Here is a 25,698-nt window from a genome sequence, read left to right as displayed (position 1 = left end):
GTATGTTTAACAGTATCCCTCCGATTACGAGAAATATTATCATTATCAATGTTGTTGTATTTATTGCAGTAAATTTTTTATTTCCGCAATTTTATGCTTCTTTATCAGCGTTTTATCCTTTTTCTCCCAACTTCAGATCATGGCAGGTGATTACACACATGTTCATGCATGGAGGCTACGCACACATTCTTTTTAATATGCTTACACTGTGGAGCTTCGGGCCTGTTTTAGAACAGGCATTAGGAGAGAAACGATATTTGATTTTATATTTCTTGAGTGGATTGGGGGCATTTTTCTTATTTAATCTCTGGAATTTTTATGAAGTGCAACAGCTTACCTCCGAGCTTACTAATGCAAATATCAATGTTTCGGATATTTTTATGAAAGCAGATCTTAATAAGTTTGATTTTAATCCTGCGGCATATGCTTATAATGAGCAGGCATTAAATCTCTATTATGCTTTGACTACTCCTATGGTTGGCGCTTCAGGAGCTATTTTCGGTGTTGTTGCAGCGTTTGCCACGCTGTATCCGGATGCTAAAATCGGAATCATGTTTATTCCGATCCCTATGAAAGTTAAATATTTGTTGCCAATTATTGTTATCGGTTCCGTATGGCTCGGAATTTCTGGGAATGTCGGAGGGGTAGCTCACCTGGCTCACGTTGGCGGGGCATTGGTAGGATGGCTTCTGGCAAGAAACTGGAGAAAACATTTATACAGATTCAATTAAGGTCCTGTGAAAGTCTTACGTCTCATCCTTTTAGTTGTACATATAGGAGTTTTTTTTCTGCTGGCAGCAATGCTTTTGAATGCTTATGTTCCGCCGAAAACTTTTCCGTGGTTTAATCTGCTTTCTTTGGGATTTCCGATATTGATCTCAGTGTATATGATGCTTACGCTCTTCTGGATATTTAGCTGGAAGAAAAGAGCGTTCGTTTTTTTATTTTTAGGACTGATGTTTTTTAAACCTGTCATTAGATGGATTAATTATTCTCCACAGAAAAACGAAACTCCTGACCTGAAAGTGCTTACCATGAACGCGAAAGGTGGCTATTATGGGATAGATCACATTAATGATTACATCAGCAGTCAGAATGCCGACATTGTTATGCTACAGGAATATGGAGGGTACATGAAATATCATTTCGATGGACTGAAACAGGCTCCGGATAGTTGGGTGATCCAGGTTTTCTCAAAACACAGAATTATTGAGCAAAAACAACTTATAGAGAGTGACCCTACATATAATAATGCCTATGCCTCACAGACTGATATTGAGATCAGAGGAAAGATTTACCGGTTTATCAATGTGTATCTTCAGCCTTTTAAGTTTAAAAAGAATATGGTGAAGCTTGTTGGCAAAAGTGAAGAAGATGAGCAGAAAGTAAAAAACGTAGTCAAAAGACTTATTCCTACTTTTAAAATGCATCAGGAGCAGATCAGCTCAATACGGAAAAGTATTGACAATTCTCCGTATCCAGTTATTCTGGCGGGAGATTTTAACTCGGTTCCCAATTCCTACGAGTATTATCATTTGCTTGATGGTCTTCAGGATGCTTTTGTTGAAGCAGGAAAAGGAAGTGGTACAAGCTTCCACGATTATAAATTCCCGATAAGAATCGACTACATTTTTTCTTCAAAAAATATAAAACCCCTCACTTATAAGGTAGACCGGTCTGTAAAGCTTTCGGATCACTTTCCTGTGATGGCTACTTTTAAGCTCGAAAAATAATCATCTGTATTTTGTGATCTGATGATTTAAAAGCATACCATAAAAGTTATCTTGTCATTATTTGTAATTGCAGAATTTCTGCTAAATTAGTTCTCATGAAAAATTTATTTTTTATAATCCTGGTTTCATCTGGCCTGGCATTTTCTTGTTCTAAAAAAGAACCGCAGGACCTGTATCCGGCGGACCGTCCGAAGGCAAACTATGATACTGTAGCTGTAGATTCTTTTTCCGCCGGTGCGACATCTGTCGATGTGGCGCAACAGATCAGAATGTCTTCGCAGAAGTATCAGGATTCATTAAAAGAAGTCTTAAAGGTTCAGGAACAGGAGAAAAAGATCAAAGAAGAACTGGAAAAAGAAAACAAGAAAAAAGAAGAAGAGGAGAAAAAGCAAAAAACTGGCGGATTACCCATAACTTCTGAACCAAAAACAGAATAATATTTAAAAACATTTAAATTATCAATACGTATGAAAAAAAACATTTTATCAGGATTAATGATTGCTGCATTGGTTGTATCCTGTACCAAATCAACATCAAAAACAGAGAAGGTTGAAAATCCTGACGGTACCGTTACTACTACGACGACAACCGTTTCAGAAACCGGATTGGGAGTTGATACAACTAAGATCGACGAAGTAAAAGAGAAAACTCAGGCGAGAATTGACGCAGCGGGAGAAAAAATAGACAATGCCGCAGAAGATGCTAAAAATAAAATAGATGCCACTGCCGACAAAACGAAGGAAAACCTTCATAAAGCAGGGCAGGACATTAAAAGCGAAGTCAATAAAGTTGGGAAAGATGTAAAGAATGCTGCTGCAAAAGGGGCCGGAAAAGTGGAGGAAGGAGCAAAAAAACTTAAAGAAGATTTAAGCAAATAAAAATAAGGCTGTTGTACAATTGCAACAGCCTTTATTTATCAATCAAACAATTTCAGTTGCTGATCCCGGGAACCGGTAAAATTCTTGGTGGAAAGTTTCGGAAACTCTTTGCCTTCGAAAAACTTCTTTCTCCCGATTTTAAATGTATTGTGAATCATCTCGGCGATATTTCCTTCTCCTTTTTGGCGGTCAAAATATCTTTTTTCTCCCAGTTTCCCTCCCCGCATAGATCGGATTAAATTTAAAACTTTCTGCGCACGATCCGGAAATGCATTTTCAATCCAATTGACAAAAACGGGTTCAACAGTATCATTTAATCTTACCAGTGTATAGCCAAAACTTTGTGCTCCTGCATCCGAAATTGCTTTTAAAATAGCCAAAGGTTCATCACTGTTCAGTCCCGGTATAATCGGTGCAACCATTACGCTCACAGGAATATTATTTTGTGAAAGGATTTCTACAGCTTTCAGTTTATTTCTTGCAGAGCTTGTTCTGGGCTCCATCTTTCTGCGCAGATCTTCATTAATCGTTGGAATACTGAGGGAAACCGACACTAGATTCTGTTCGGCCATTGGTTTTAATATATCAATGTCTCTGAGAACCAAAGCATTTTTGGTAAGCACATTTACCGGATGCCTGTAATCCAGGCATACCTGGAGAAGCTTTCTTGTTATTTCAAATTGCCGTTCTGCAGGCTGATAGCAATCTGTATTTCCGGAGAGCAGAATAGGCTCAGGTTTATACCCTCTTTTCTGAAAGAATTTTTCAAGTAATTCCGGAGCGTTTTTCTTCACCATGATTTTTCTTTCAAAATCGATCCCAGCGCTATATCCCCAATATTCGTGAGTAGGTCTTGCAAAACAGTAAGAACAGCCATGCTCACAGCCCTGATAAGGATTCATGGAATATTCCATCGGGAGATCCTCGCTTTTTACCTGATTTACAATTGTTTTCGGAAACACTTCAGTAAAAGAAGTTTTTACAGATTCAAGGTCTTCATCTTCTGGCTCATAAGTATACCGGTCGAAACGATTGATCACATTTCGTTGAGCTCCCTGTCCTTTTATGATATGTTCATTCTGCATTATGTTGTAAAAATAGAATGGAAATTTCAGATAATAATGAGTTTTAACATTAAAGTTTTCCACAAAAAAATCCAACACCGTATCAGTGCTGGATTCCTAAAAATTGAATATATTTTTTCTACTTCAATGCGTAAAATTCAATGCCATGATAGTCTTCTTCATAATTCTTTTTATCAAAATGTCTGTGATAATCAGAATATGCATCACTGTATTTTCTGTCTTTTTTATGTAATATTTTTTTTATTCCGATGATACTTAATACTGCCAAAAGACCAACTCCTCCTGCCAGTAAAATGCCAACTTCCTTTTTCATATTCTGTCTGATTTATTATCCTGTCTATTGCAAAAAGTATACCCAATTAAGTTATGATTTTATAATTTTTGTTAACAATAAGCATGAATAAAATTACTGTGTTTTAAAAACAAATGGTTTAATTATTGTATTTTAGAAGAAAAATATTATTATGGAAGGTACAGGAAATATTGACAAAATGACTACATTGAGTCAGGTCATGACAAGACTCGCCCAAAGAGGCATTCACAGAGAATTCAGGATGAATGAAAACTGTGAAATGAAACTGGAAAATTCTGATAAAGTATATCAGCCTAATGAGCTGACAATCATAAAAACATACCGTTTTGAAGGACCAAGCAGCCCTGATGATAATGCTGTATTGTATGTAGTAAAAGATTCTGATGCAAATCTCGGTATGATTATAGATTCTTACGGTGCAGGAAGCAATTATCCTAAAGAATTTGATAATTTTCTGCGCGAAGTCCCTATTCTTGAAAGTGACGAATTTGACTTTGATTAATATGAAAACCCGGAACTACTTAGTTTCGGGTTTTTCTTTCTTCTTGAATATTCCTTTTAAGAAACCTTTTTTTTCTTCTTTACCGGTTTCAGCCTGTTTTTCTGCTGTTTTGTCAGGATTGTCTTTTTTCGCTGCCTGACCTATTTCTTTAGCAGACTGCTTCATGTCTTTTACGCCATCCTTTACATTTTTCGCGGTAGAAACCGCTTTGTCAGCAGTTTTTTTAGCTTTGTCAATATTAATTCCAATAAGGGTTTTCTTTAATCCCTGCTCAATTCCTTTCCAGAAAAGATTGAAGAATGATTTGGTTGGGTCTCTTTCCACGTCTTTCACGTCTACATCTTCCGGCAGTTTTCCGGAATCAGATTTTACCAGCAAATTGGCTACGGCGGTTAAAAATCCTTTTTTCTCTTTATTTTCTTTATCCAGAATAGCGACCTTCAGATCTTTATGCTTAAGGTTGAATTTGCCATTCAGGCCTTTAGGATTTCCCCTGAAATTAAAAAGCATTTCCTGAATTGTTCCGGTAGCGGTAACGTGCAGATAAGGACGAATGAAAGGATTGATTCCTGTCGCAGGAAGATTGGTTGTTCTTCCGGAAATAGTAAAATGATCTCCCTGATCTGCAACATCAAAATTCCAATTTACAGAAAGTGGTGCCAGATTCATGAAAGAGCAGTTGATTTTTATGTCAACTCTTGTCGGTCTGCCTTTTGTTTTCGCTGAATTCAAATTTTTTACGTTCATATTAAAATTGCTGAACGTAAGCTTTCCGGGTCCGGCACTTTCCGGCGTATCTTCCTCATATACTAGTTTTGAATCTTTAAGGTTAAGATTATTAACCACCATGGGAATTTTAATGGAACGAAGCATTCTTGAATACAACGGTTTTTCCTTCGGATCGTCTTTGGGAATTTTACTTCTGAAAATATTGGCGTCGGCATTCCGGATCGTCACGTTCGAGGCATTGATTGACTTCTGGTCTGCAAATAGATTCCAGGTTCCGTTTGCACTGATCTGATTTGCTGTAATGTCATATAAATCTCTTTCAACAGGAATCATTTTGATAAACTGTGCTCTCGAAACGAGAGGTTTCATGGCAAAACCAGTAATATTCACATTATTTTGATCGAGCTTTACAAAGCCAGCTGTCATATTATAGAACTGTGTTTTATAAACGAAATTTTTAGTTGAGATAGTATACTTGTCAATTTTAGCTTCTATTCCGGAATTATCTTTTTTAGAAACAAGCTGAATATCATTAATCGTCGCGTTCAGATCATTAAAAGTAAGAGGTTGGTTATTTTTAGAATAGGTAATGTCTGAATTCTGCAATACAACTTTTCTGATTAAAATCGGAAACTGAATGCCACTGGTATCTGATTTTTTATTGTTTTTAACCTGGGCAGTACCGGCTGTTATTTTTCCATTGATGCGGCTTACCAGAATATCTTTTACATCAAGATTCATTTTTTTATCAGTAAAATCCCATTTGTTGATGTTGAATCCAATATAATCTGCCAAAAGATTCATTGATGTTTTACCGGCTGAAGTACTGTTAGGAACAACTGAAATATTTCTTATTTCTCCTTTCTTAGGACTCAGGTTAATGCTTGCGAAATTAAAATCCTGATGATTTGAAAATAGAACATCTTTCCCGGAAATCTGAAAATTTTTATATCCTACAGGGATCAATTCCTGTCGGGTTTCTTTGTCAAATTTCAGCTGGCTAACATCTACATTAAGATTTTTAGCGTACAGAAGCTTATTGCCGTTGGGCTTCATGATCTGCACGGTAGCATTATTCAGTTTTACATTTTCTAGATTAATCTCAAAATCGGAAGGTTTTTTTGCCTTCACAGGATTCACATCTGTTGTGTAAATTAATAGATTAGGCTCATAAAAATTAGCATGAGCCAAGGAAACATTATTCTTTTTCAGGACCAGATCTTTAAATTCCATTTTTCTGATAACAAACTGAAAAAGTTTATTTTTTTTAGGATAATATTTTTTAAACTGATCAAAATCCAACACGGGAATCAGCTGAAAATTTTCAACGGACATCTGCCCGTCTGAGGTCCTAATGGAATTGATTTTCAGCGCATATACATCATCGGGACGAACAAAGAAATTCTTCCCTCGGATATCATATTTATCAAAAACAACGGGAAGTTTATTTTCAACTGATTCCTCAGTAAGTTGTAGATTTTCGACATACAGATAAAGATCCTCTACCGATAAAAATTTTTGTTTGGTGTGTCTGAAGATGCTGATATTTCCATCATTAATCCTGATATTTTCAAAACTGACAGGATTTCTTTTCTTTCCGGTTTTATCGTCAATTGGTTTTGCAAGAATAACATTCAGATTCGGTCTTGAAAGCAGGAGATCTGATGAGCTGATCTGCTTATTGAACAGCGCATCGTAAATTCCGAAACGGCTTATTTTTAAAGTGTCAATAGTTCCCTGAAGTCCGATTACATTAATATTCTGAGGATTTTTACTGTTGACTGATATTTTCGTGGCCAGAATATTTCCGGACATCAGATCAACTTCCATACTTTTATAGGAAACCTTATAATCGGTGTTATTTTTTATGTACTTCGGAAGCTGGGTTTTAAGCCAGATGTTAAGTCCGAAATTCGCTAATAAAATAATCACCAACAAAATTCCCAGACCAACAAACAGCTTTTTAACCCATTTTTTCATTTTACATATTTTGTTTTTTATTTTAAAGATCAATTCTTTACAGTGAGCTCAATCACGTACCCCTCGTGACCTCTTATATTGATGAAATCTCCTCCGTCAAAGCCAAGATATTGTCCTTTGATTCCGGTAAGCTTTCCGGTAAACTCAGGTTTTTTATCAAGCGTAAAAGATGTTACTTTTTCAGGCTTTTCGAAAGGATAATCAAACCGCCACAAATCTTCGCCTTCACTATAGAATTTCTGAAAATCATCAGGAAAATATTCTTTTATTTTTTGCTGAAAATCTGCCAGGTCAATATCATCTTCCAGATCATCCTGAAGCATTTTTTTCCAGCTCGTTTTATCAGGAACATGTTGCTTGAGAGCGACTTCTATCATTCCTGCTTCATATCTGTTTTCGGTTCTTGCAATAGGCAAAGCAAAAGTCGCGCCCTGATCGATCCATCGCGTAGGAATCTGTGTATTTCTTGTGACACCTACTTTTACTTCCCCTGTATAAGCCAGATAAACCGTATGAGGCTGAAGCTGAATTCCTTTTTCTACTTCCAAATCCCGTTCCGCAATTCCCAGGTGCGCAGTAGAAAGTTCAGGACGGATGATGGTGTCGCTGGCGTAAGGACTTTCAAAAAAGCAGTTTTTGCAGAAACCCATTCTGTATATCGGCTTGTTTTCCTGGCAGTTTACACATTGGAAGCCAACATGTTTTATGGTTAATTCTTTCCCGAAAAGCTCATTCATATGAATAAGATCACCGGAAAGATTAAGATAATATTGAATAGGCTCATCGTTGAAGCTTGTCATTTTTAAAATTTGTCCCTGAAACTGCATATTAATGTAAATTACTTTTTCAAGTAAAATTAATGATTATATTTTCAAAAAATAAATTTATATTTTTGCTCTACTAAAAAGCCACAAATGGTATATCTTATCACCGGCGGAAGCGGATTCATTGGTTCTCATCTCGTAGAACAATTATTGAAAAAGGGACATTCTGTCATAAATATTGACAACTTTGATGATTTCTACAATTATCAGATAAAAATTAAGAATACTTTAGACTCTGTACAGAATTTTTCGGATTTTGAATTTTCAGAAAAGCAGGAAGATATTCGCAAATTGACGACTGTCACAAAATCTGAAAATTATACATTATATTATCAGGATATCCGTGATAAAAAGGGGTTGGAAAAAATCTTTGAAGAGAATAAAATTGATATGGTGATTCATCTTGCGGCACTTGCCGGAGTTCGTCCATCCATCGAAAGACCTCTCGAGTATGAAGAAGTCAATATCCGGGGAACCATGAACATATGGGAACTGTGTAAAGATTTTAATATTAAAAAAGTTATTGCAGCTTCATCATCAAGTGTTTACGGAAATAATGAAAAAATTCCGTTTGCGGAGACTGATAACGTAGACAAACCGATTTCTCCGTATGCTGCCACCAAAAAATGTGGTGAAATTGTAGGTCATGTGTATCACGATCTATATAATATTGATATGATCCAGCTGAGGTTTTTTACAGTTTATGGGCCTCGCCAAAGACCAGATCTTGCGATACATAAATTTACAAAGCTGATCACTGAAAACCAGGAAATTCCTTTTTATGGCGACGGAACCACGGCCAGAGATTATACCTATATTGATGACATTATAGACGGAATTATCAAATCGATTGCGTATATAGAAAATCATTCGGATGTATATGAGATCATTAATCTCGGCGAAAGCGAAGTCATCAGCCTCAACGAAATGCTTTCTGTCATAGAAAAAACATTGGGAAAATCTGCCATCCGGAAAAATCTGCCAATGCAGCCGGGAGACGTCCTTAAAACCAATGCAGATATTACAAAAGCAATGACATTAATAGGCTATAAACCTGACACAAACTTCCAAAATGGCATAAAAAAATTTGTGGAATGGTTTTTGAGAAAATGACATCAAACAGGCTGACACCACAGTAAAATGCAGATTTGTGGCGTAGAATGAACAAAAATTAATAAAAAGAATTGAAAATCAGGTGTAAAAAAGCATATAATATAAGCTATTTTTATACTTTTGCAAAAAATTAGAAAATTATGTACTGGACATTAGAATTAGCTTCATATTTAAGTGACGCACCTTGGCCAATGACAAAAGCAGAGCTTATCGATTACGCAATCAGAACTGGTGCACCTATGGAAGTTGTTGAAAACCTTCAGGCGATTGAAGATGAAGGAGAGATTTACGAATCTATTGAAGAAGTTTGGAGTGATTATCCTACGGATGAGGACTTCCTTTGGAACGAAGACGAATATTAAATTAAAAGCAACCAAGCTTTAGGCATCGCTTAGAGCTTTTTTGCCCTTTTTTACATATCAATTTGCACGATAAGCGTGTTATTTAAAACGCTTAAAGCATATCGCTTTAGGCATAAAGCAAAAAATTTATGAGTTTTTTAAACAAAGTTCTTAAAGGGTTTTTGGGAGACAAAAAAGCGCAGGACCTAAAAGAAGTAAAAAAAGTTGTAACAAAAATCAAAGCTGTTGAGCCCAATATTCAACAGTTGTCTGACGATGGTTTGAGAGAGAAAACTGCTGAGTTTAAAGAGAACATTAAATCGGCAACCGGTAAAATCTCAGCTCAGATAGAACAGATACAAGAGCAGATAAAAAATTCGAAAAACGTTGACGAAAAAGAAGCGCTTTTTTCAAAAATTGAGGCTCTAAAAAAGGAATCATACGAAATTGAGGAAAAAGTTCTTGGCCAGATTCTTCCTGAAGCTTTTGCATTGGTAAAAGAAACAGCAAGAAGATGGGCGCAAAACGGAGAAATCCGTGTAAAGGCTACCGACTGGGACAGACAGCTGGCTGCTGCTGGAAAAGACTTCCTTGAAATCCAGGGTGATGAAGCCGTATGGAAAAGCTCCTGGGATGCTGCCGGAACTCCTGTAAACTGGGATATGGTACATTATGATGTGCAGTTCATCGGAGGGGTAATTCTTCATAGTGGTAAAATTGCCGAGATGGCAACCGGAGAAGGTAAAACATTGGTGGGTACACTTCCAATCTTCTTAAATGCACTTCCTGGAAGAGGGGTACACGTGGTAACCGTTAACGACTACCTTGCGAAAAGAGACTCGGCCTGGATGGGGCCATTGTACCAATTCCACGGAATGTCAATCGATTGTATTGATAACCACCAGCCAAACTCAGACGGAAGAAGAAAAGCATACAATTCTGATATCACTTACGGAACCAATAACGAATTCGGTTTTGATTACCTGAGAGATAACATGGTAACTTCTCCTTCTGAACTTGTGCAGAGAGAATTGAATTTTGCCATTGTCGATGAGGTAGATTCCGTATTAGTGGACGATGCAAGAACGCCATTGATTATTTCCGGACCGGTTCCACAAGGAGACAGACAGGAATTTGATGTGCTAAAGCCTTCTATCGACAGAATTGTTGAGGTTCAGAAAAAAACGGTTTCTGCAATATTTAATGAAGCTAAAAAATTAATTGCAGCAGGAAATACAAAAGAAGGTGGATTCAAATTGCTTCAGGCGTATAGAGGTCTTCCTAAAAACAGACAGTTAATCAAATTTTTATCGGAAAGCGGAAACCGCGCATTGCTTCAGAAAGTTGAAGCGCAATATATGCAGGACAACAACCGTGATATGCCGATTGTAGATAAAGATCTTTACTTCGTTATCGAAGAGAAAAATAATCAGGTAGACCTTACCGACAAAGGCGTTGAATATATGTCGCAAGGGAATTCCGACCCTAATTTCTTCGTACTTCCTGATATCGGAACTGAAATTGCCGAACTTGAAGCTAAAAATTTATCTAAAGAAGAAGAATTTGAGGCTAAAGAAAAACTTTTCTCCGATTTCGCAGAAAAATCAGAGAGGGTTCACACGATGAGCCAATTGCTGAAAGCATATACGTTATTTGAAAAAGATGATGAATATGTGGTAATCGACGGTGAAGTAAAAATCGTTGATGAGCAAACAGGTCGTATTATGGAGGGAAGACGTTATTCAGACGGACTTCACCAGGCTATTGAAGCTAAGGAAAACGTGAAAATCGAAGCGGCTACGCAGACTTTTGCAACAATTACGCTTCAGAACTATTTCCGTATGTACAATAAGCTTGCTGGGATGACGGGTACTGCCGAAACTGAAGCGGGCGAGCTTTGGGAGATCTATAAATTAGACGTTGTGGTCATTCCTACCAACCGTCCGATTTTAAGACATGACAAACAGGATCTTGTTTTTAAAACCAACAGGGAAAAATATAATGCGGTCATTGAAGAGATTGAAAACTTAACGGCAGCTAAAAGACCTGTTCTTGTAGGAACAACTTCTGTTGAGATTTCTCAATTGTTATCAAAAGCATTGCAACTAAGAAAAATTCCACATCAGGTTCTTAACGCGAAACTACATAAAAAAGAGGCAGAAATCGTTGCCGGAGCAGGACAACCGGGAGTTGTTACCATTGCTACCAACATGGCGGGACGTGGTACCGATATTAAACTTACCAAAGAAGTAAAAGAAGCCGGAGGATTAGCAATTATTGGCACGGAAAGACACGATTCCAGACGTGTTGACAGACAGTTAAGAGGTAGAGCAGGGCGTCAGGGAGATCCGGGAAGTTCTCAGTTCTATGTGTCTTTGGAAGATAATTTAATGCGTCTTTTCGGTTCTGAGAGAATTGCTAAAATGATGGACAGAATGGGTCATAAGGAAGGAGAAGTTATCCAACACTCTATGATTACCAAGTCTATTGAAAGAGCTCAGAAAAAAGTAGAAGAAAACAATTTCGGGATCAGAAAGAGATTGCTTGAGTATGACGATGTGATGAATAAGCAGCGTGATGTAATCTATAAAAGAAGAAAGAACGCTCTTTTCGGGGATCACCTGAAATATGATATTACGAATATGATTTTCGATGTTGCCAACTCAATTGTGGCAAAAGGAAAAACCTCAGGAAGCTATAAAGATTTCGAGTATGAGATCATTAAAACTTTCACGATGGAATCTCCGGTGTCTGAAAGTGATTTCAAAACAAAAAACATTCAGGATCTGACGAATATCTTGTTTAAAGCTGCTCAGGAAGATTACCAGATGAAGTTGAACTTACTGAAGGAAAAATCATTCCCGATTATCGAGAATGTTTACCAAAATCAGGGCTCAATGTTCAAAATGATTCAGGTTCCTTTCACCGATGGTCATAAAACAATGACTATTGTAACCGATCTTAAGGAAGCATATGAAACGCAATGTGACAGTTTAATTAATGATTTTGAAAAGAATATTACCTTATCAATCATCGATGAAAACTGGAAATTGCATTTACGTGAGATGGACGATCTGAGAAGGTCTTCACAGGGAGCTGTTTACGAACAGAAAGACCCCTTGGTGATCTACAAACAGGAATCTTTCCATTTGTTCAGCGAAATGATCGACAAATTGAATAAAGAAATTATTTCATTCTTATACAAAGGAGAAATTCCTGCATAGAATTAATAATTTTAAACATATAAAAGCCACTTCAGACAGTTCTGAGGTGGCTTTTGTTATTCAGCGTATATTAATTTTATGACAAATATCAATTTAATAATTTATTTAGAATAATTAAAAACAATATATTTGCACAAAATTTGAGTTTCATGAAAAATATGCTGATCTGTGCATCAATGTTAGGTTCTATGCTAGCTTTTGCTCAGGAAAAAGATACGATTAAGTCAAATGATATTGAGGAAGTTGTTGTGAATGGTAAGTATTATAAAAAATATGTTGAGAAGGAAGGATCTTCTTCTATGCGTTTAGATGAAGAGCTGATTAAAATTCCTCAGAATGTATCTATCATTACCAACAGAGCATTAGAAGATCAGCAGGTGACAACGTTAAGCGACGGTGTTTTGAGGAACGTTGCAGGAGCACAAAGACTAGAACACTGGGGAGACATGTACACCAGAGTAAATATGAGAGGTTCCAGAGCCGCAGCTTTTATGAACGGTGTAAATGTTACCTCAAACTGGGGACCACTGAGTGAAGATATGTCATTTGTAGATCACATTGAATTCATCAAAGGACCATCAGGTTTCTTAATGTCAAACGGAGAGCCAAGCGGGATATATAATATTGTGACCAAAAAGCCTACCGGACAATCTTTGAATGGTTCTGCAAGAGTAACCTTGGGGAGTTTCAATATGTATAGAGGCGAAACGGATATTGATACAAAAATTACTGATAAAGTAGCATTCAGATTGAATTTAATGGCTCAGAATAAAAAGAGCTTCAGAGACTATGAATTCAACGACAGATACATTATCAACCCATCATTAAAAGTAAACCTTACTGATAAAACGACTTTAACAGCGGAGTATATTTATCAAAAAGCAAAGATGTCAGAAGTAGGATCTGCATATGTTTATAGTTTCGAAGGATATGGAACAAAACCTGTAGAATTCACTGTTTCTGATCCTGGTATAGATCCAACAAATGTTACCAATAATACAGTAAATGTAAATTTACAGCATAAATTCAATGAAAACTGGAAACTGACCACTCAGTTAACTTATGTAAATGAATACACAATGGGTAGTGACATTTGGCCAGGAGTATTTATATCAGATACGAAGTTTATCAGAAATCTAAACTTTTGGGAAGCCAGTAATGTTATGAAGTTTGGACAAGCTTTTTTAAATGGATATATTAAGTCAGGTCCTGTTTCACATAAAATTTTAGCCGGGCTCGATCTGGGCTCAAAAAAGTACCTTGCAGACTGGACTAAGGCATACGCATTAGATACACAAGCAAATCCTTTTGATTTAAATTCTACAATATATTCAACTCCAAGCAATGGGTATCCTCATTTTAGTGACGATGGTAAATCACTCTTAGAAAGAGCTACACCGTATGGAACTATTGAGCAGGAATATACCGGTCTGTATTTACAGGATGAATTAGGCTTCTTTAATGATGCCTTAAGACTTACACTTGCTGCCAGATATACCAATGTAAAAGAGAATAGTTATGGGACAAAAACTGAAACTAACCGAATCACACCACGTGTAGGTTTGAGTTATTCTATTGATACAGATATGTCAGTGTACGCATTATATGATCAGGCTTTTTCTCCTCAATCAGGTTTATTCAGGGACGGTACAACGGCTAAGCCAATTACAGGTAGCAATATTGAAATAGGAGCTAAGAAAGATTGGTTTGGTGGAAAATGGAATACAACATTATCATTATATAACATTAATAAAAACAATGCTATTACAACAGATCCAACAGATCCAAGCGGTATGTTCTCAATCTTATTAGGTAAAACTAGAGTACAAGGAGCTGAATTTGATTTGAAAGGACAAATAGTAAAAGGTTTTAATGCAATTTTTAATTATGCCTTTACAGAAAATAAGTTCACAGAAACTACTGCTAAAGCCATGAAAGGAGATAAAGTTCCAGGTTATGCTAAACATACTATAAATGGATGGTTAAATTATACTTTCACTAACGGTGATTTAGAAGGATTCGGTTTAAGTTTCGGGGGAACTTTCCTCGGGGGAAGAAGCAGCTGGAATTGGGGAAGTATAAATTCACCGCTCGAAATGAACGATTATCTGAAATTTGATGCGGGACTTTCATGGGAAAATACGAAGTTCAGGGTAGGTTTAAACGTATTTAATGTATTCAACAGATATTTATACAGCGGAAGCTCCATAGATTTTACGATGGCTGATGGTAATCCGAGAGGCGGATATTACTACCAGGCAGAAGCCCCAAGAAATTTCAGACTTTCAATAGGATATAAATTTTAAATAATCAAAAGTTAGCCCTCTCAAGGGTTAACTTTTTTCTCATGAGAAAGAAGCATCATCATAAAAAGAAACCTTCTTTTGCCAAAAAATGGTCTGCCAAACTGCATTTGTGGTTTGGCTTATCTGTTGGGCTGATTGTATTTATTGTTTCCTTATCGGGGACAATGTATGTTTTTAAAGATGAAATTCAGAATCAGCTGAGGAAAGAGGTGATGTATGTAAATGCTGAAACGATTAGGCAGAATCCTTTATCTGTTGAAGTTTTAAAGGAAAAAGTTACCTTGGAACTCCATCAAAAATATCCTTTAACTTCCGTTGAAGTTCCTTTAGATAAAACAAAATCATACGAGTTTTTATACTATGAAAAGAATAAAGAAGCCTGGAATTACTTTGACGAAGTAAAAATCAATAAACTTGTATATGTCAACCCTTATAACGGAGAAATTCTCGGTATTTATAATGAAAAATATGACATCTTTCCTATCCTGAAATCCATTCACTGGAGTTTACTGTTAAAAACAGACTGGGGAAAATATGTGGTGGGAATTCCTGTTGTGCTCTTCATCATCATGCTGATCACGGGAATCATTCTATGGTGGCCTAAAAATAAAAAAGCAAGAAAAGGACGATTTTCATTCGACTGGAAAAATGTAAAGACATGGAAACGTAAAAATTATGATCTCCACAATATTCTTGGATTTTATGTTTCATTTATTGCTTTGGTAATAAGTTTATCCGGAATTTACTTTTCCTACCCTTGGGTAAAAAACATTTTCAACTTTACCTTATCCGGATCATCAGAACTTCCTAAAGAAAAACCAATAAAGTCACCAGATTCACTTATCGCAAAAAGCAATTCTGTCTTTGATCTCACGGCACAGCAAACAAGAAAGCTTTATCCTGCTTATTCAAGCTTCAGAATTCCGTTAAATGGGAAAAACAAGAAAGGAAAAGAATTAAATAACATTCCTGTCACAGTGTATGGCGAGGATGGAAGATTTTCTGTCAGAAGCCAGCTGGCCTTTGATAAATATTCAGGAAAGCTTCTGATGAATACATCTCATCAGCAATTAAACAACGCAGAAAAATATGCAAATGCCAACTATGATGTTCACACAGGATCATACTTTGGCATCTTTGGGAAAATCATCTGGTTCATCGCAGGGCTCATCTGTACCTCATTACCCGTAACCGGATTCTTAATATGGCTTGGTAAAAAAAAGAAAAAAGGAATTAGAAAAACATGAAAAAGACCATTTTAGCAGCAGCAACATTAGCTGCCATCAACATCTTTGCACAACAAAAAGATTCTTTACAGGTAAAAGATGTTGATGAAGTTGTACTGACCGCTTCCAGAAAAAAGGAAAACATTAAAGAAATTCCAAGTTCTGTAACGATTGTCAATCAGAAGCAGATTCAGTCACAGCTTACTGTAAATTCCGATATCAGCAATATTTTACAATACACTGTTCCCAGTCTTGCTACCAGCTCAGGAACCACTACCAATAGCGGGCAAACGCTCAGGGGAAGACAGGTTTTAGTACTCATCGACGGAATTCCGCAATCTACACCGTTGCGAAATGGGGCAAGAGATATCAGGTCTATTGATCCTTCGGTTATCGAGAGAATTGAAGTCATCAAAGGGGCAACTTCCATTTACGGGAACGGATCAGACGGAGGAATTATCAACTATATCACCAGAAAAAGCACCGGCAATAAAAAGATTTCAGGAATTTCACAGGTGGGAATTACCGGGCAACCCTACGGCGGAACTTTAGGATTCAGAGCAAGCCAGTTGCTTTCCGGAAAGATCACGAAAGATTTCGATTACGTTGCTTCATTTGCCTATGAAAGAACAGGATATCTGAAAGATGCAAACGGAGACAATCTGAGTCCTACCTACAGCACAGCCAAAATGAATAATTACAACGGGATGCTGAAGCTGGGCTATAATTTCAATGAAAACAACAGAATTGAAGCGTCCTACATTGGTTATGCTTCAAAATCTGACTTGAATTTAGGACTTAAAACAGGAAAATACGGACTGATCCCTACTATCGGTGAAGGATTGGGAAAAGGACTTGAAACTACTCCACAGGGTACTCCTAGAAACCACAATCTGAAAGTGAGCTATGACAATAAAAAGCTCTGGCAGGGAACTTCATTAAATGTAAACTTATATATGCAGGATTTCAGAACGGTTTACGGATACAGCGATACCTTTTTCAATGGCGGACAGTCGAATGTAATTTCTAAAAAATACGGGGCAAGAGCCAATTTTGACACTCAACTCTGGAATGCTCAGAATTCTCAGGGCGAAATCATTTATGGAATTGATATTCTTAATGATCAGACGGTTCAGAAACTGGAAGATGGCCGCTACTGGACCCCTGATATGAACATGACGAATATTGCCCCATTTATGTTAATGAAAATCGATCTCTTTAAAAAATTGATTCTGAAAGGAGGGCTCCGCTATGAAAATATCAAAGTGAAAGTTGGCGATTTTAATACGTTATCTTCCATTAAAAACGACGGCACATTTACCCAAAGTATTTTTGTAAAAGGCGGTGATCTGGAGTACAATGCCCTGGTTGGAAATATTGGATTCCGATATAATATTAACCCTGAAATCAATATTTTCGGAAGTTTCTCTCAGGCGTATTCCATTAATGAATTGGGAAGAATATTAAGAACTTCAACTTCAGATACAATTAATAATCTGGAAACAAAACCCATTATCGTAAACAATTATGAGCTGGGTGCCACAGGGCAGATTACGAGATGGCTCAATTATGAAATAACTTCCTATGTGAGCACTTCAAAACTGGGAGCTACTTTTGTTCAGAGTGCCGACCGGTCATTAACGATCCAGAGAGCTCCTGAAGTAGTATATGGCGTGGAAGGATTTCTGCATTTTTCACCGGTAAAATGGATCAGTTTCGGAGGAAGCTACAGTTGGATGGAAGGAATTACTTCTCCTAAGGACGACGGCGATTATTCAACAAAAATTAATAACAGCAGAATTTCAGCACCGAAAATTCTGGCATATATTCAGGCAAGACCTATCGGAAATTTATCAGTAGGATTGGATATGCTTCATATGTTTGGACAAGACAGGTTTCAGCCAAATGCTAAAGGTCTTTTCACCTACGGAGAGGGAGCAGTTCCTGAATACACGGTTTTCAACTTTAAATCAAGTTATGAGGTTGATAAAAACTGGAAGGTTTCTTTAGGTATAGAAAATCTTTTCAATAGACTTTATCAGCCGGCAATTGCCTGGTGGGCGGCCAGAGACAGTGATTTTGCAAATGCTTTAGGAATGAGGGGGACTTTTATGATTGAATATAAATTTTAATACAAATTATAGTTTTTAAAAAATAAAAGCGTTTCATTATATCATTAAGATGAAACGCTTTTTATATTAAATGAAATCAAAATGAGTCTATTTATAAAAATCCTTAATTATAAGTATTCTAAATAAAAACTAAAGCATTATCTTTGCGCCACGTAAGGATATTATGAGAAAAAAACATCATCATAAGAAAAAACCAAGTGCATTTAAAAAATGGACTGGCAAACTGCATTTGTGGTTTGGCTTAGGTATTGGGTTTCTGATCTTTGTGATTTCTATCACGGGAGCATTGTATGTTTTTAAAGATGAAATTGAAAATTTTACCCGAAAAGATGTGATCTATCACAACGAGCAGAATATAGATCAGAAAGAGGTTCTCCCGATCCGTGTGCTGGAAAAATCGGTGGTTGAGCAGGTGAAGGAGAAATATCCGGTTCATTGGGTGAATATTCCGATTGATAAAAAAATGTCGTATCTATTTTACTGGTACGAACACGATCCTAAAGGCTGGAATTATTTTGACGAATTTCCGATCTATAAAGTTGCCTACGTAAATCCCTACAACGGAAAAGTTTTAAGAACATACGATGAGAAAAACGGGTTTTTCCAGATTGTGAAAATGATTCACTGGAGTTATCTTTTGAAACAATCATGGGGAACATATCTGGTGGGAATTCCTGTGATTATATTTATCATCATGCTTATTTCAGGAATCATCCTCTGGTGGCCGAAAAATAAAGCTGCAAGAAAGCAACGCTTTTCTTTCAAATGGCAAAATGTAAAAAGCTGGAAAAGAAAGAACTATGATCTTCACAATGTTCTTGGTTTCTATGCTTCTATTTTTGCTTTAATATTTTCGATTACGGGATTATTTTATGCTTTCTTTGTCGTTCAGGCAGCGATTTATTTTATTTTTTCGGGTGGAAAAACCACTTATCCTGATTTTTCATCGATCAAAACCAAGGCTCCGATCGAATTGAGAACCGAAGGAACATTAGATAAAATCAGCAATACTGTTAAGGCAAAATATCCTGATTCCTACGGATTTTCTATTGATCTCGGCCATGAACATATGGATGACCACGAGCATCCGAATTTTGAAGTTTATGTAAAACATTTATCCTATTCTTATCATAAAAGCAGCAGTCTTATTTTTGATGAAAACTCAGGAGAATTGCTGCATACTCACGATATGAAAGACAAAAATTTCGGTGAAAAAGCAGTAGGAGCCAACTACGATATCCACGTCGGATCTATTCTTGGACTTCCCACAAAGATCATAGCCTTTTTTGTAAGTCTCATATGTGCCTCATTACCAGTGACTGGCTTCATGATCTGGTGGGGAAGAAGAAAAAAGAAAACGGTAAAAACAACATAATATTTTTTTTAAATAAAATTTTGCTTAATCGTCTAATAATAATATCTTTTTTATAATTTTAACCTTTTAGAATTATTAAGAAGAGAAATGTCATTAGTAGATTTGTCAAAACACGTTGCGCTGGGAATTGATATCGGCGGAACAAACACAAAATTTGGAGTGGTAAACCACAGAGGTGAAGTTTTGGAAAAAGGAAATATCCGAACCGATGCCTATCCTACCGTAGAAGAATATATTGATGCTTTATACGAGGCTGTTCATCCGCTGATCGAAAGCCACGGAAAAGAAAAAAACTTTGATGGAATAGGAGTAGGTGCTCCAAATGCCAACTACTATACAGGAACGATAGAGCAGGCACCCAATCTTCCATGGAAAGGCATCATTCCTTTTGCGGAACTAATAAAAGCTAAATTCGGGCTACCCTGCACCATTACCAACGACGCTAATGCTGCGGCCATAGGAGAAATGCTCTTCGGAGCAGCAAGAGGCATGAAAGATTTCATTATGATTACCCTGGGAACGGGCGTTGGAAGTGGTATTGTTGCCGGAGGTAAGCTGATCTACGGACACGACGGATTCGCAGGAGAATTAGGGCATACCATTGTAAAACCAGGTGGAAGAAAACACTGGAGTACAGGTTCTGAAGGCTGTCTTGAAGCCTACGCATCTGCAACCGGAATCGCCATTACGGCAAAAAAAATGCGTGCCGAATTCCCCGAGTCTATGCTGAATCAATATCCTGAAGAAGCCATCAACTCTAAGACCGTTCATGAATGCGCACTGAAAGGCGATCCTATTTCTATAGAGGTTTTCAGATATACAGGACAGAAACTGGGAGAAGCATTGGCTAATTTTGTGATGTTCTCATCTCCGGAAGCCATTCTTCTTTTTGGCGGAGTGATCAAAGCAGGTGATTTTATTTTAAAACCTACAAAACTGCATATGGAAAGAAATTTACTTCCTATTTTCAGAAATAAAGTAAAATTGGTTTTCAGTGAGCTCGACGAAGCGGATGCTGCTATTTTAGGAGCAAGTGCGTTGGTTTGGGAAAAATAAATCGAAAGTCTTTATATTATAAATACAAGCATCCTTTTCAGGGTGCTTTTTTTTGATAAATATTTATCGTAAAGAGAAATATTATTGCGTTTACATTAGAAGGCAAAGGCAATAAATTGCTGCGTGAAACGAAACGCTAGCTTCGTCAATCAGCTTGCTGATTCATTCTTTGTTTACTTGAAATAATACGTTGTGAAAATAAATTCTTTGCGTTAAATAAAATCATGTAGATTTTGCAGATTTTGTTTTTGGAATAAATTATACATAAAGCTCCTGTAAAAATAATTTGTCTGATCTATCATTGTCATTTGGATTTGAATCACATCCTGGCGCAGAAATTGAAAAACTTTTCCTTATTTTTGATCTGTTTTTTCTCCATTACTATTCCTTACAAGAAAAAATATTTAAATACAATAATCAACTTTAGAATGGATAATAATAATTTAGCGCAGATCACTTTTGGAGGTGGATGTTTTTGGTGCGTGGAAAGCTGTTTTAATATGCTGAAAGGTGTACAATCTGCAATTTCTGGATATTCCGGAGGGCATAAGGATAATCCGACGTATGAAGAAGTGTGCACCGGAGAAACAGGTCATGCGGAGGTGGTACAAATCACTTATGACCCGGCCATTATTTCTTATGAACAATTAATGGATGTATTCTTTTTCCTCCATGATCCAACGCAATTGAACAGGCAGGGTAATGATATAGGTACCCAATACCGTTCGGTAATTTATTATAAAGATGATGCAGAAAAGGCAAAGGCTGAAGAGGCTATTGAAATGTCTAAACAGTCTGGTAGATGGCAGGGAACTTATGTAACAGAATTAACCAAATTCGATAAATTCTGGCCGGCAGAACAGTATCATCAGGGATATTATAATGAGAATCCTACGCAGCCTTACTGTAGTGCTGTTGTCGGGCCGAAAATTCAGAAATTTAAAAAGCATTTCGGCGAGCTTGGAATGTTGAATGATTAATAAATAACTAAGGCTGTTTCAAATCTGAGACAGCCTTAGTTATTTAAAATAGGGGTCATTTTAATTCAGCGGATGCCTTATTTATTTTGGCGGATGGCTTATATACTTTGGCCGGTGTCATATTTGTTTTTGCCAAAGGTTTATTAAGTTGAGCCAAAGGCATATCTATTTTGGACAAAGCTTTATATACTTTTGCCAAAGCCTTATACATTTTATCCGGTCTCTTGTATACTTTGGACGATGTCATATTTATTTTGTAAGAAGCCTTATCAGATTATATTTAAAAAGGCTCCATCAATATGAAAAACTTTTATTGTTTTTCCGATAAAGCATTTCCGTATGAGGGATGTCGTCTTCAAGATATTTTTTACCGGTATCTTCAAAACCAAATTCTCCATAGAATTTCAATAAATAATCCTGTGCAGAAATTCTCACTTCATCCGTATGAAAACGTGCTTCGATCGTATCAAGCGCATATTGTATCAGCTGTTTCCCCAGTCTTTTCCCTCTTGCCTTTTCGGTGGTGAGTACTCTTCCGATTGATGCTTCAGGGTATTTTATTCCTCTGTCGAAAATACGGCAGTTTGCAAGAACGTAACCATTTTCTTCGGCCCAGATATGAACGGCTTTTTGATCATAATCGTCGAGATCGGGATAGGGGCAGTTTTGCTCTACGACGAAAACATCAATTCTTGCTTTTAAAACATTGTACAATTCCGGAACGGTAAATTCATCAAAAGTTTTGATTTTCCAGATAATATTAGTCTTCAAAACTTACATTATTTAATGTTAAAAAATCATTTGTTTTTTCAATAAAATCAAGGATTTCGTCACAGCCTTCTTTTTTTTCTGCTGAGGTTACATAGATTTCAGGAAGATCTTCCCAGGTTTTGTGAAGCTCAGTTTTGTAATCTTCAACATTTTTTATCGCTGCATTAGGCTTCAGCTTGTCGACTTTGGTAAAGACAATAGAAAAAGGTACACCGCTTTCCCCGCACCACTGGATAAATTCCATGTCGATCGTTTGTGGCTTATGACGTGAATCTACAAGAACAAAAAGATTGACAAGATTTTTCCTGTTCAGGATGTAATTGGTAATCAGCTTTTCAAAATCCTTTCTGATGGACTTTGATACTTTTGCATAGCCATATCCCGGCAAATCGGTCAAGTACCAGCTTTCATTGACCAGAAAATGATTGATAAGCTGGGTCTTTCCCGGTGTCTGCGAAGTTTTAGCCAGGTCCTTGTGGTTCATCATTGCATTGATCAATGAAGATTTTCCTACGTTGGATCTTCCTATAAAAGCATATTCTGGAATATTGGGTTCCGGGCAGTCCTGCCATTTTCCGCTACTCTTTACGAATGTTGCTGTTTTAATAACCATCTTGAAATATTTTTAGAAAAACAAACCATTAAGAAAGTTCTTAATGGCTTATTATATTTTAAATTAAACTTTATCTTTTAACCAGCTGTAGAGAATTTCATTGAATTCATCTGGTTTTTCCATCATCGCTGCGTGGCCGCATTTATCAATCCAGAAAAGATCTGAATTCGGAATGAACTTATGCATATCTTCCGCCACTTCGGGAGGAGTCACATTATCCTGTTTTCCCCAGATCAGACATGTTGGTGTAAGGATCTTCGGCAGATCGTGAATCATATTGTGCTTAATGGCACTTCTCGCCAACATAACAGTTTTGATTCCTTTCATTCGGTCATTAACCACCGAGAAAACTTCGTCTACCAAGTCTTCTGTCGCAATGGCAGGATCGTAAAAAACTTCTTCTGTCTTTTTTCTGATGTAGGACCGGTCGTTCTTTCGCGGAAAACTGTCCCCGAAAGTTCTTTCATATAAACCGGAGCTTCCTGTAAGAACAAGATTTTTAATAAGATCCGGTCTGGCCAAGGTTAAAATCAGCCCAATATGGCCACCCATTGAGTTTCCAACAATGGTTACAGGCGCATCTATATGAGCTTCTATAAACTTGGCGATATATTTTGCTATCGTTGTAAGATTGGTATTGAGTACCGGCAAATCGTAGATTGGCAACTGAGGAACATATACTTTAAATCCTCTATCCGAAAAAAAATCCACCATCTTATCGAAATTACTCAACCCACCCATTAAACCGTGCAGCAGCACCAATGGATGTCCCTCTCCCGCCTCAACGAAGGTATATTTCTTTTCTTTTTTTGTACTAAATATCATATAATGCCTTTAATAAAGCCTTGCAAAAATACAAATTAAACCTCAAAAATATTTTGATAAGCCTAATTTAAAATAAAAATAATATACCAAACTCTTTTTTAAAACATTTTTTCTCAAACACTTTGCTATGGCTTAAATAATAGTTTGTACAACAATCAGCATACCAGTTTATTATATAGCTGAAATTCAATCTTTAATAAAACTTATCAACATTAAGGCAAAAAGTGGGAAAAAGTGGGAACTTTTGGAAATTATTATATAAATTTGTCCCAAATGAAAAATTTCATTGGAACATATGAATGTAAAATCGACGATAAAGGCCGCTTGAAGCTTCCTTCTTCATTGATTAAACAAATGGAAAACTTCGACGATAAAGCGTTTGTAGTTAAAAGATCCGTGTTCCAATCCTGCCTGGAAGTTTATCCTATGAATGCTTGGGATAAAGTGATGGGCAAAATTAATAAACTAAACAGATTCATTAAAAAAAATGCTGATTTCATTAGAATGTTTACGGCAGGCGTAAAAACAGTAGAGCTGGATAACGCAGGAAGGCTTCAGATCTCAAAAGATCTTATGATGTTTGCTCATCTTCAGAAAGATATTGTGATTACCAGCGCGGGAGAACTTTTCGAGATATGGGATAAAGAAGCTTATGAAAAGGTGATTTCCATTAACGAAGAAGATTTCGCGAGCCTTGCCGAAGATGTGATGGGCGCTTTCGATGAAGAATAACAAAGCTGATTATTAATTAAAGCTAAAAAACACAACTTAAACATGTATCATAACCCCGTTTTGTTGAAGCAAAGTGTTGATGATTTGGTGACGAATCCAGACGGAACATACGTGGACTGTACTTTTGGCGGCGGTGGTCACTCAAGAGAAATATTGAGCAGGCTATCTGAAAATGGAAGGCTTTTCAGTTTTGATCAGGATCTGGATGCGCTCAAAAATACAATCGATGACCCGAGATTTACATTAATCAATCAGAATTTCAGGTTTCTGGAAAACTCACTGCTGATGTATGGTGTTTCTCAGGTGGATGGGGTATTGGCTGATTTAGGAGTTTCATCCCATCAGTTTGATGAAGCAGACAGGGGATTCTCTACACGAAGCAATGCGCCTTTGGATATGAGAATGAATGTGATGCAGAATCTGGATGCAAGAAGGGTTATTAATGATTATGAAGAAGAAGAGCTGGCGGATATATTTTACCATTACGGTGAATTAAGAGAAGCAAGAAAGTTGGCGAGGGATATTGTTCATCACAGGAAAACAAAAAGTATAGACACAACGGAAGATCTGAAAAAACTGTTCAGCTATATTCCGCCGCATAAAGTGAATAAATTCTATGCACAATTGTTTCAGGCGATCAGAATTGAGGTAAACCAGGAGTTGGAAGTTTTGAAGGAAATGCTCGTTCAGGCCTATAATGTTTTGAAACCGGAAGGCAGATTGGTAGTGATTTCTTACCATTCTCTGGAAGACCGATTGGTAAAAAGATTTTTAAAGAACGGAATGTTTGAAGGTGAGCCTGAAAGAGACATTTACGGAAATTATAAAAAAGCGTTTGAGCTGGTAAAAAGCAAAGCGATTATTCCGGATGATAAGGAAATCGAAGAAAACTCCAGAGCCAGAAGCGCAAAAATGAGAACAGGAATAAAAGTTTAAAAATTAATGAGTGAGTGGTCAATA

The 25,698-nt window shown here is 36.8% G+C and carries 23 protein-coding genes; 16 read left to right on the top strand and 7 right to left on the bottom strand.

The annotated features are described in order from the left end of the window. Positions 1–2 precede the first annotated feature (2 nt). The 4 genes from BMW64_RS18315 (at position 3) to BMW64_RS18300 (ending at position 2,611) form a co-directional block, all read left to right on the top strand. Positions 3–731, top strand: coding sequence for a rhomboid family intramembrane serine protease (locus tag BMW64_RS18315; protein ID WP_090001788.1), 729 nt, complete (start codon positions 3–5; stop codon positions 729–731). A 6-nt stretch (positions 732–737) separates the two neighbouring features. Further along, entirely contained in the window at positions 738–1,733 is a 996-nt protein-coding gene (locus BMW64_RS18310) for an endonuclease/exonuclease/phosphatase family protein (RefSeq protein WP_090001786.1), read from the top strand. A 95-nt stretch (positions 1,734–1,828) separates the two neighbouring features. Further along, a complete protein-coding gene (locus tag BMW64_RS18305; protein WP_090001784.1) occupies positions 1,829–2,170 on the top strand; it encodes a hypothetical protein in 342 nt (113 codons plus the stop codon). 30 nt (positions 2,171–2,200) lie between these two features. Further along, the gene (locus BMW64_RS18300) at positions 2,201–2,611 is read left to right on the top strand and encodes a hypothetical protein (protein ID WP_090001782.1); all 411 of its coding nucleotides are present in this window, start codon (positions 2,201–2,203) and stop codon (positions 2,609–2,611) included. Positions 2,612–2,649: 38 nt separating this feature from the next. Here BMW64_RS18300 and BMW64_RS18295 read toward each other — a convergent pair whose 3' ends face one another. Then, positions 2,650–3,696, bottom strand: a complete 1,047-nt coding sequence (locus BMW64_RS18295) for a PA0069 family radical SAM protein (protein WP_090001903.1) — start codon at positions 3,694–3,696, stop codon at positions 2,650–2,652. Positions 3,697–3,814: 118 nt separating this feature from the next. Then, on the bottom strand, positions 3,815–4,009 hold the full coding sequence (locus tag BMW64_RS18290) for a hypothetical protein (RefSeq protein WP_090001780.1): 195 nt from the start codon (positions 4,007–4,009) through the stop codon (positions 3,815–3,817). A gap of 151 nt (positions 4,010–4,160) precedes the next feature. On the opposite strand from BMW64_RS18290, the gene BMW64_RS18285 reads away from it, so the two are divergent. Next, entirely contained in the window at positions 4,161–4,511 is a 351-nt protein-coding gene (locus BMW64_RS18285; protein WP_090001778.1) for a hypothetical protein, read from the top strand. A 15-nt stretch (positions 4,512–4,526) separates the two neighbouring features. Here the strand turns inward: BMW64_RS18285 and BMW64_RS18280 are convergent, their stop codons facing one another. Next, entirely contained in the window at positions 4,527–7,220 is a 2,694-nt protein-coding gene (locus BMW64_RS18280) for a hypothetical protein (RefSeq protein ID WP_090001776.1), read from the bottom strand. A 29-nt stretch (positions 7,221–7,249) separates the two neighbouring features. After that, positions 7,250–8,047: a DUF2797 domain-containing protein gene (locus tag BMW64_RS18275; RefSeq protein WP_090001774.1), complete on the bottom strand. Its 798-nt coding sequence runs from the start codon at positions 8,045–8,047 to the stop codon at positions 7,250–7,252. A gap of 87 nt (positions 8,048–8,134) precedes the next feature. Here BMW64_RS18275 and BMW64_RS18270 point away from each other — a divergent pair, with 87 nt between their 5' ends. From BMW64_RS18270 to msrA, 9 genes are all read left to right on the top strand, one after another. Then, a complete protein-coding gene (locus tag BMW64_RS18270) occupies positions 8,135–9,157 on the top strand; it encodes a GDP-mannose 4,6-dehydratase (protein ID WP_090001772.1) in 1,023 nt (340 codons plus the stop codon). A gap of 140 nt (positions 9,158–9,297) precedes the next feature. Further along, the gene (locus BMW64_RS18265) at positions 9,298–9,519 is read left to right on the top strand and encodes a DUF2795 domain-containing protein (protein WP_002662059.1); all 222 of its coding nucleotides are present in this window, start codon (positions 9,298–9,300) and stop codon (positions 9,517–9,519) included. Between the two features lie 128 nt (positions 9,520–9,647). Next, positions 9,648–12,722: a preprotein translocase subunit SecA gene (secA, locus tag BMW64_RS18260; protein WP_090001770.1), complete on the top strand. Its 3,075-nt coding sequence runs from the start codon at positions 9,648–9,650 to the stop codon at positions 12,720–12,722. A gap of 149 nt (positions 12,723–12,871) precedes the next feature. Next, positions 12,872–15,028 (top strand): TonB-dependent siderophore receptor, encoded by a 2,157-nt coding sequence (locus BMW64_RS18255; protein ID WP_090001768.1) that lies wholly within the window; start codon positions 12,872–12,874, stop codon positions 15,026–15,028. A gap of 41 nt (positions 15,029–15,069) precedes the next feature. Next, complete coding sequence (locus tag BMW64_RS18250; protein ID WP_090001766.1) at positions 15,070–16,275, top strand: PepSY-associated TM helix domain-containing protein; 1,206 nt, start codon at positions 15,070–15,072, stop codon at positions 16,273–16,275. Further along, positions 16,272–18,386 carry a TonB-dependent receptor gene (locus BMW64_RS18245; RefSeq protein ID WP_090001764.1) on the top strand — a complete coding sequence of 705 codons (2,115 nt, stop codon included), beginning with the start codon at positions 16,272–16,274 and terminating at the stop codon, positions 18,384–18,386. Before BMW64_RS18250 ends, BMW64_RS18245 begins: the two co-directional genes overlap by 4 nt. Positions 18,387–18,549: 163 nt before the next feature. Then, complete coding sequence (locus tag BMW64_RS18240; RefSeq protein WP_090001762.1) at positions 18,550–19,761, top strand: PepSY-associated TM helix domain-containing protein; 1,212 nt, start codon at positions 18,550–18,552, stop codon at positions 19,759–19,761. Positions 19,762–19,848: 87 nt separating this feature from the next. Then, positions 19,849–20,817, top strand: coding sequence for an ROK family protein (locus BMW64_RS18235; RefSeq protein WP_090001760.1), 969 nt, complete (start codon positions 19,849–19,851; stop codon positions 20,815–20,817). 428 nt (positions 20,818–21,245) lie between these two features. After that, the gene (gene msrA, locus BMW64_RS18230) at positions 21,246–21,797 is read left to right on the top strand and encodes a peptide-methionine (S)-S-oxide reductase MsrA (RefSeq protein ID WP_228400964.1); all 552 of its coding nucleotides are present in this window, start codon (positions 21,246–21,248) and stop codon (positions 21,795–21,797) included. 294 nt (positions 21,798–22,091) lie between these two features. Here the strand turns inward: msrA and BMW64_RS18220 are convergent, their stop codons facing one another. The 3 genes from BMW64_RS18220 to BMW64_RS18210 all read right to left on the bottom strand — a co-directional run bounded on the left by BMW64_RS18220 (position 22,092) and on the right by BMW64_RS18210 (position 24,006). Beyond that, complete coding sequence (locus BMW64_RS18220) at positions 22,092–22,568, bottom strand: GNAT family N-acetyltransferase (protein ID WP_090001756.1); 477 nt, start codon at positions 22,566–22,568, stop codon at positions 22,092–22,094. Next, the gene (gene yihA / locus BMW64_RS18215; RefSeq protein ID WP_090001754.1) at positions 22,558–23,181 is read right to left on the bottom strand and encodes a ribosome biogenesis GTP-binding protein YihA/YsxC; all 624 of its coding nucleotides are present in this window, start codon (positions 23,179–23,181) and stop codon (positions 22,558–22,560) included. The genes BMW64_RS18220 and yihA overlap by 11 nt, the downstream gene beginning before the upstream one ends. Positions 23,182–23,244: 63 nt before the next feature. Next, on the bottom strand, positions 23,245–24,006 hold the full coding sequence (locus BMW64_RS18210) for an alpha/beta fold hydrolase (protein WP_090001752.1): 762 nt from the start codon (positions 24,004–24,006) through the stop codon (positions 23,245–23,247). Positions 24,007–24,279: 273 nt separating this feature from the next. On the opposite strand from BMW64_RS18210, the gene mraZ reads away from it, so the two are divergent. Continuing rightward, positions 24,280–24,738, top strand: a complete 459-nt coding sequence (gene mraZ / locus BMW64_RS18205; RefSeq protein WP_090001750.1) for a division/cell wall cluster transcriptional repressor MraZ — start codon at positions 24,280–24,282, stop codon at positions 24,736–24,738. A gap of 42 nt (positions 24,739–24,780) precedes the next feature. Further along, complete coding sequence (rsmH, locus tag BMW64_RS18200; RefSeq protein WP_090001748.1) at positions 24,781–25,674, top strand: 16S rRNA (cytosine(1402)-N(4))-methyltransferase RsmH; 894 nt, start codon at positions 24,781–24,783, stop codon at positions 25,672–25,674. Positions 25,675–25,698: the final 24 nt, after the last annotated feature.

The organism is Chryseobacterium taichungense, from assembly GCF_900109935.1.
GTDB lineage: Bacteria > Bacteroidota > Bacteroidia > Flavobacteriales > Weeksellaceae > Chryseobacterium > Chryseobacterium taichungense.
The sequence above is the reverse complement of the archived record's forward strand: the minus strand, read 5'-3'. Positions and strand labels throughout refer to the sequence as shown.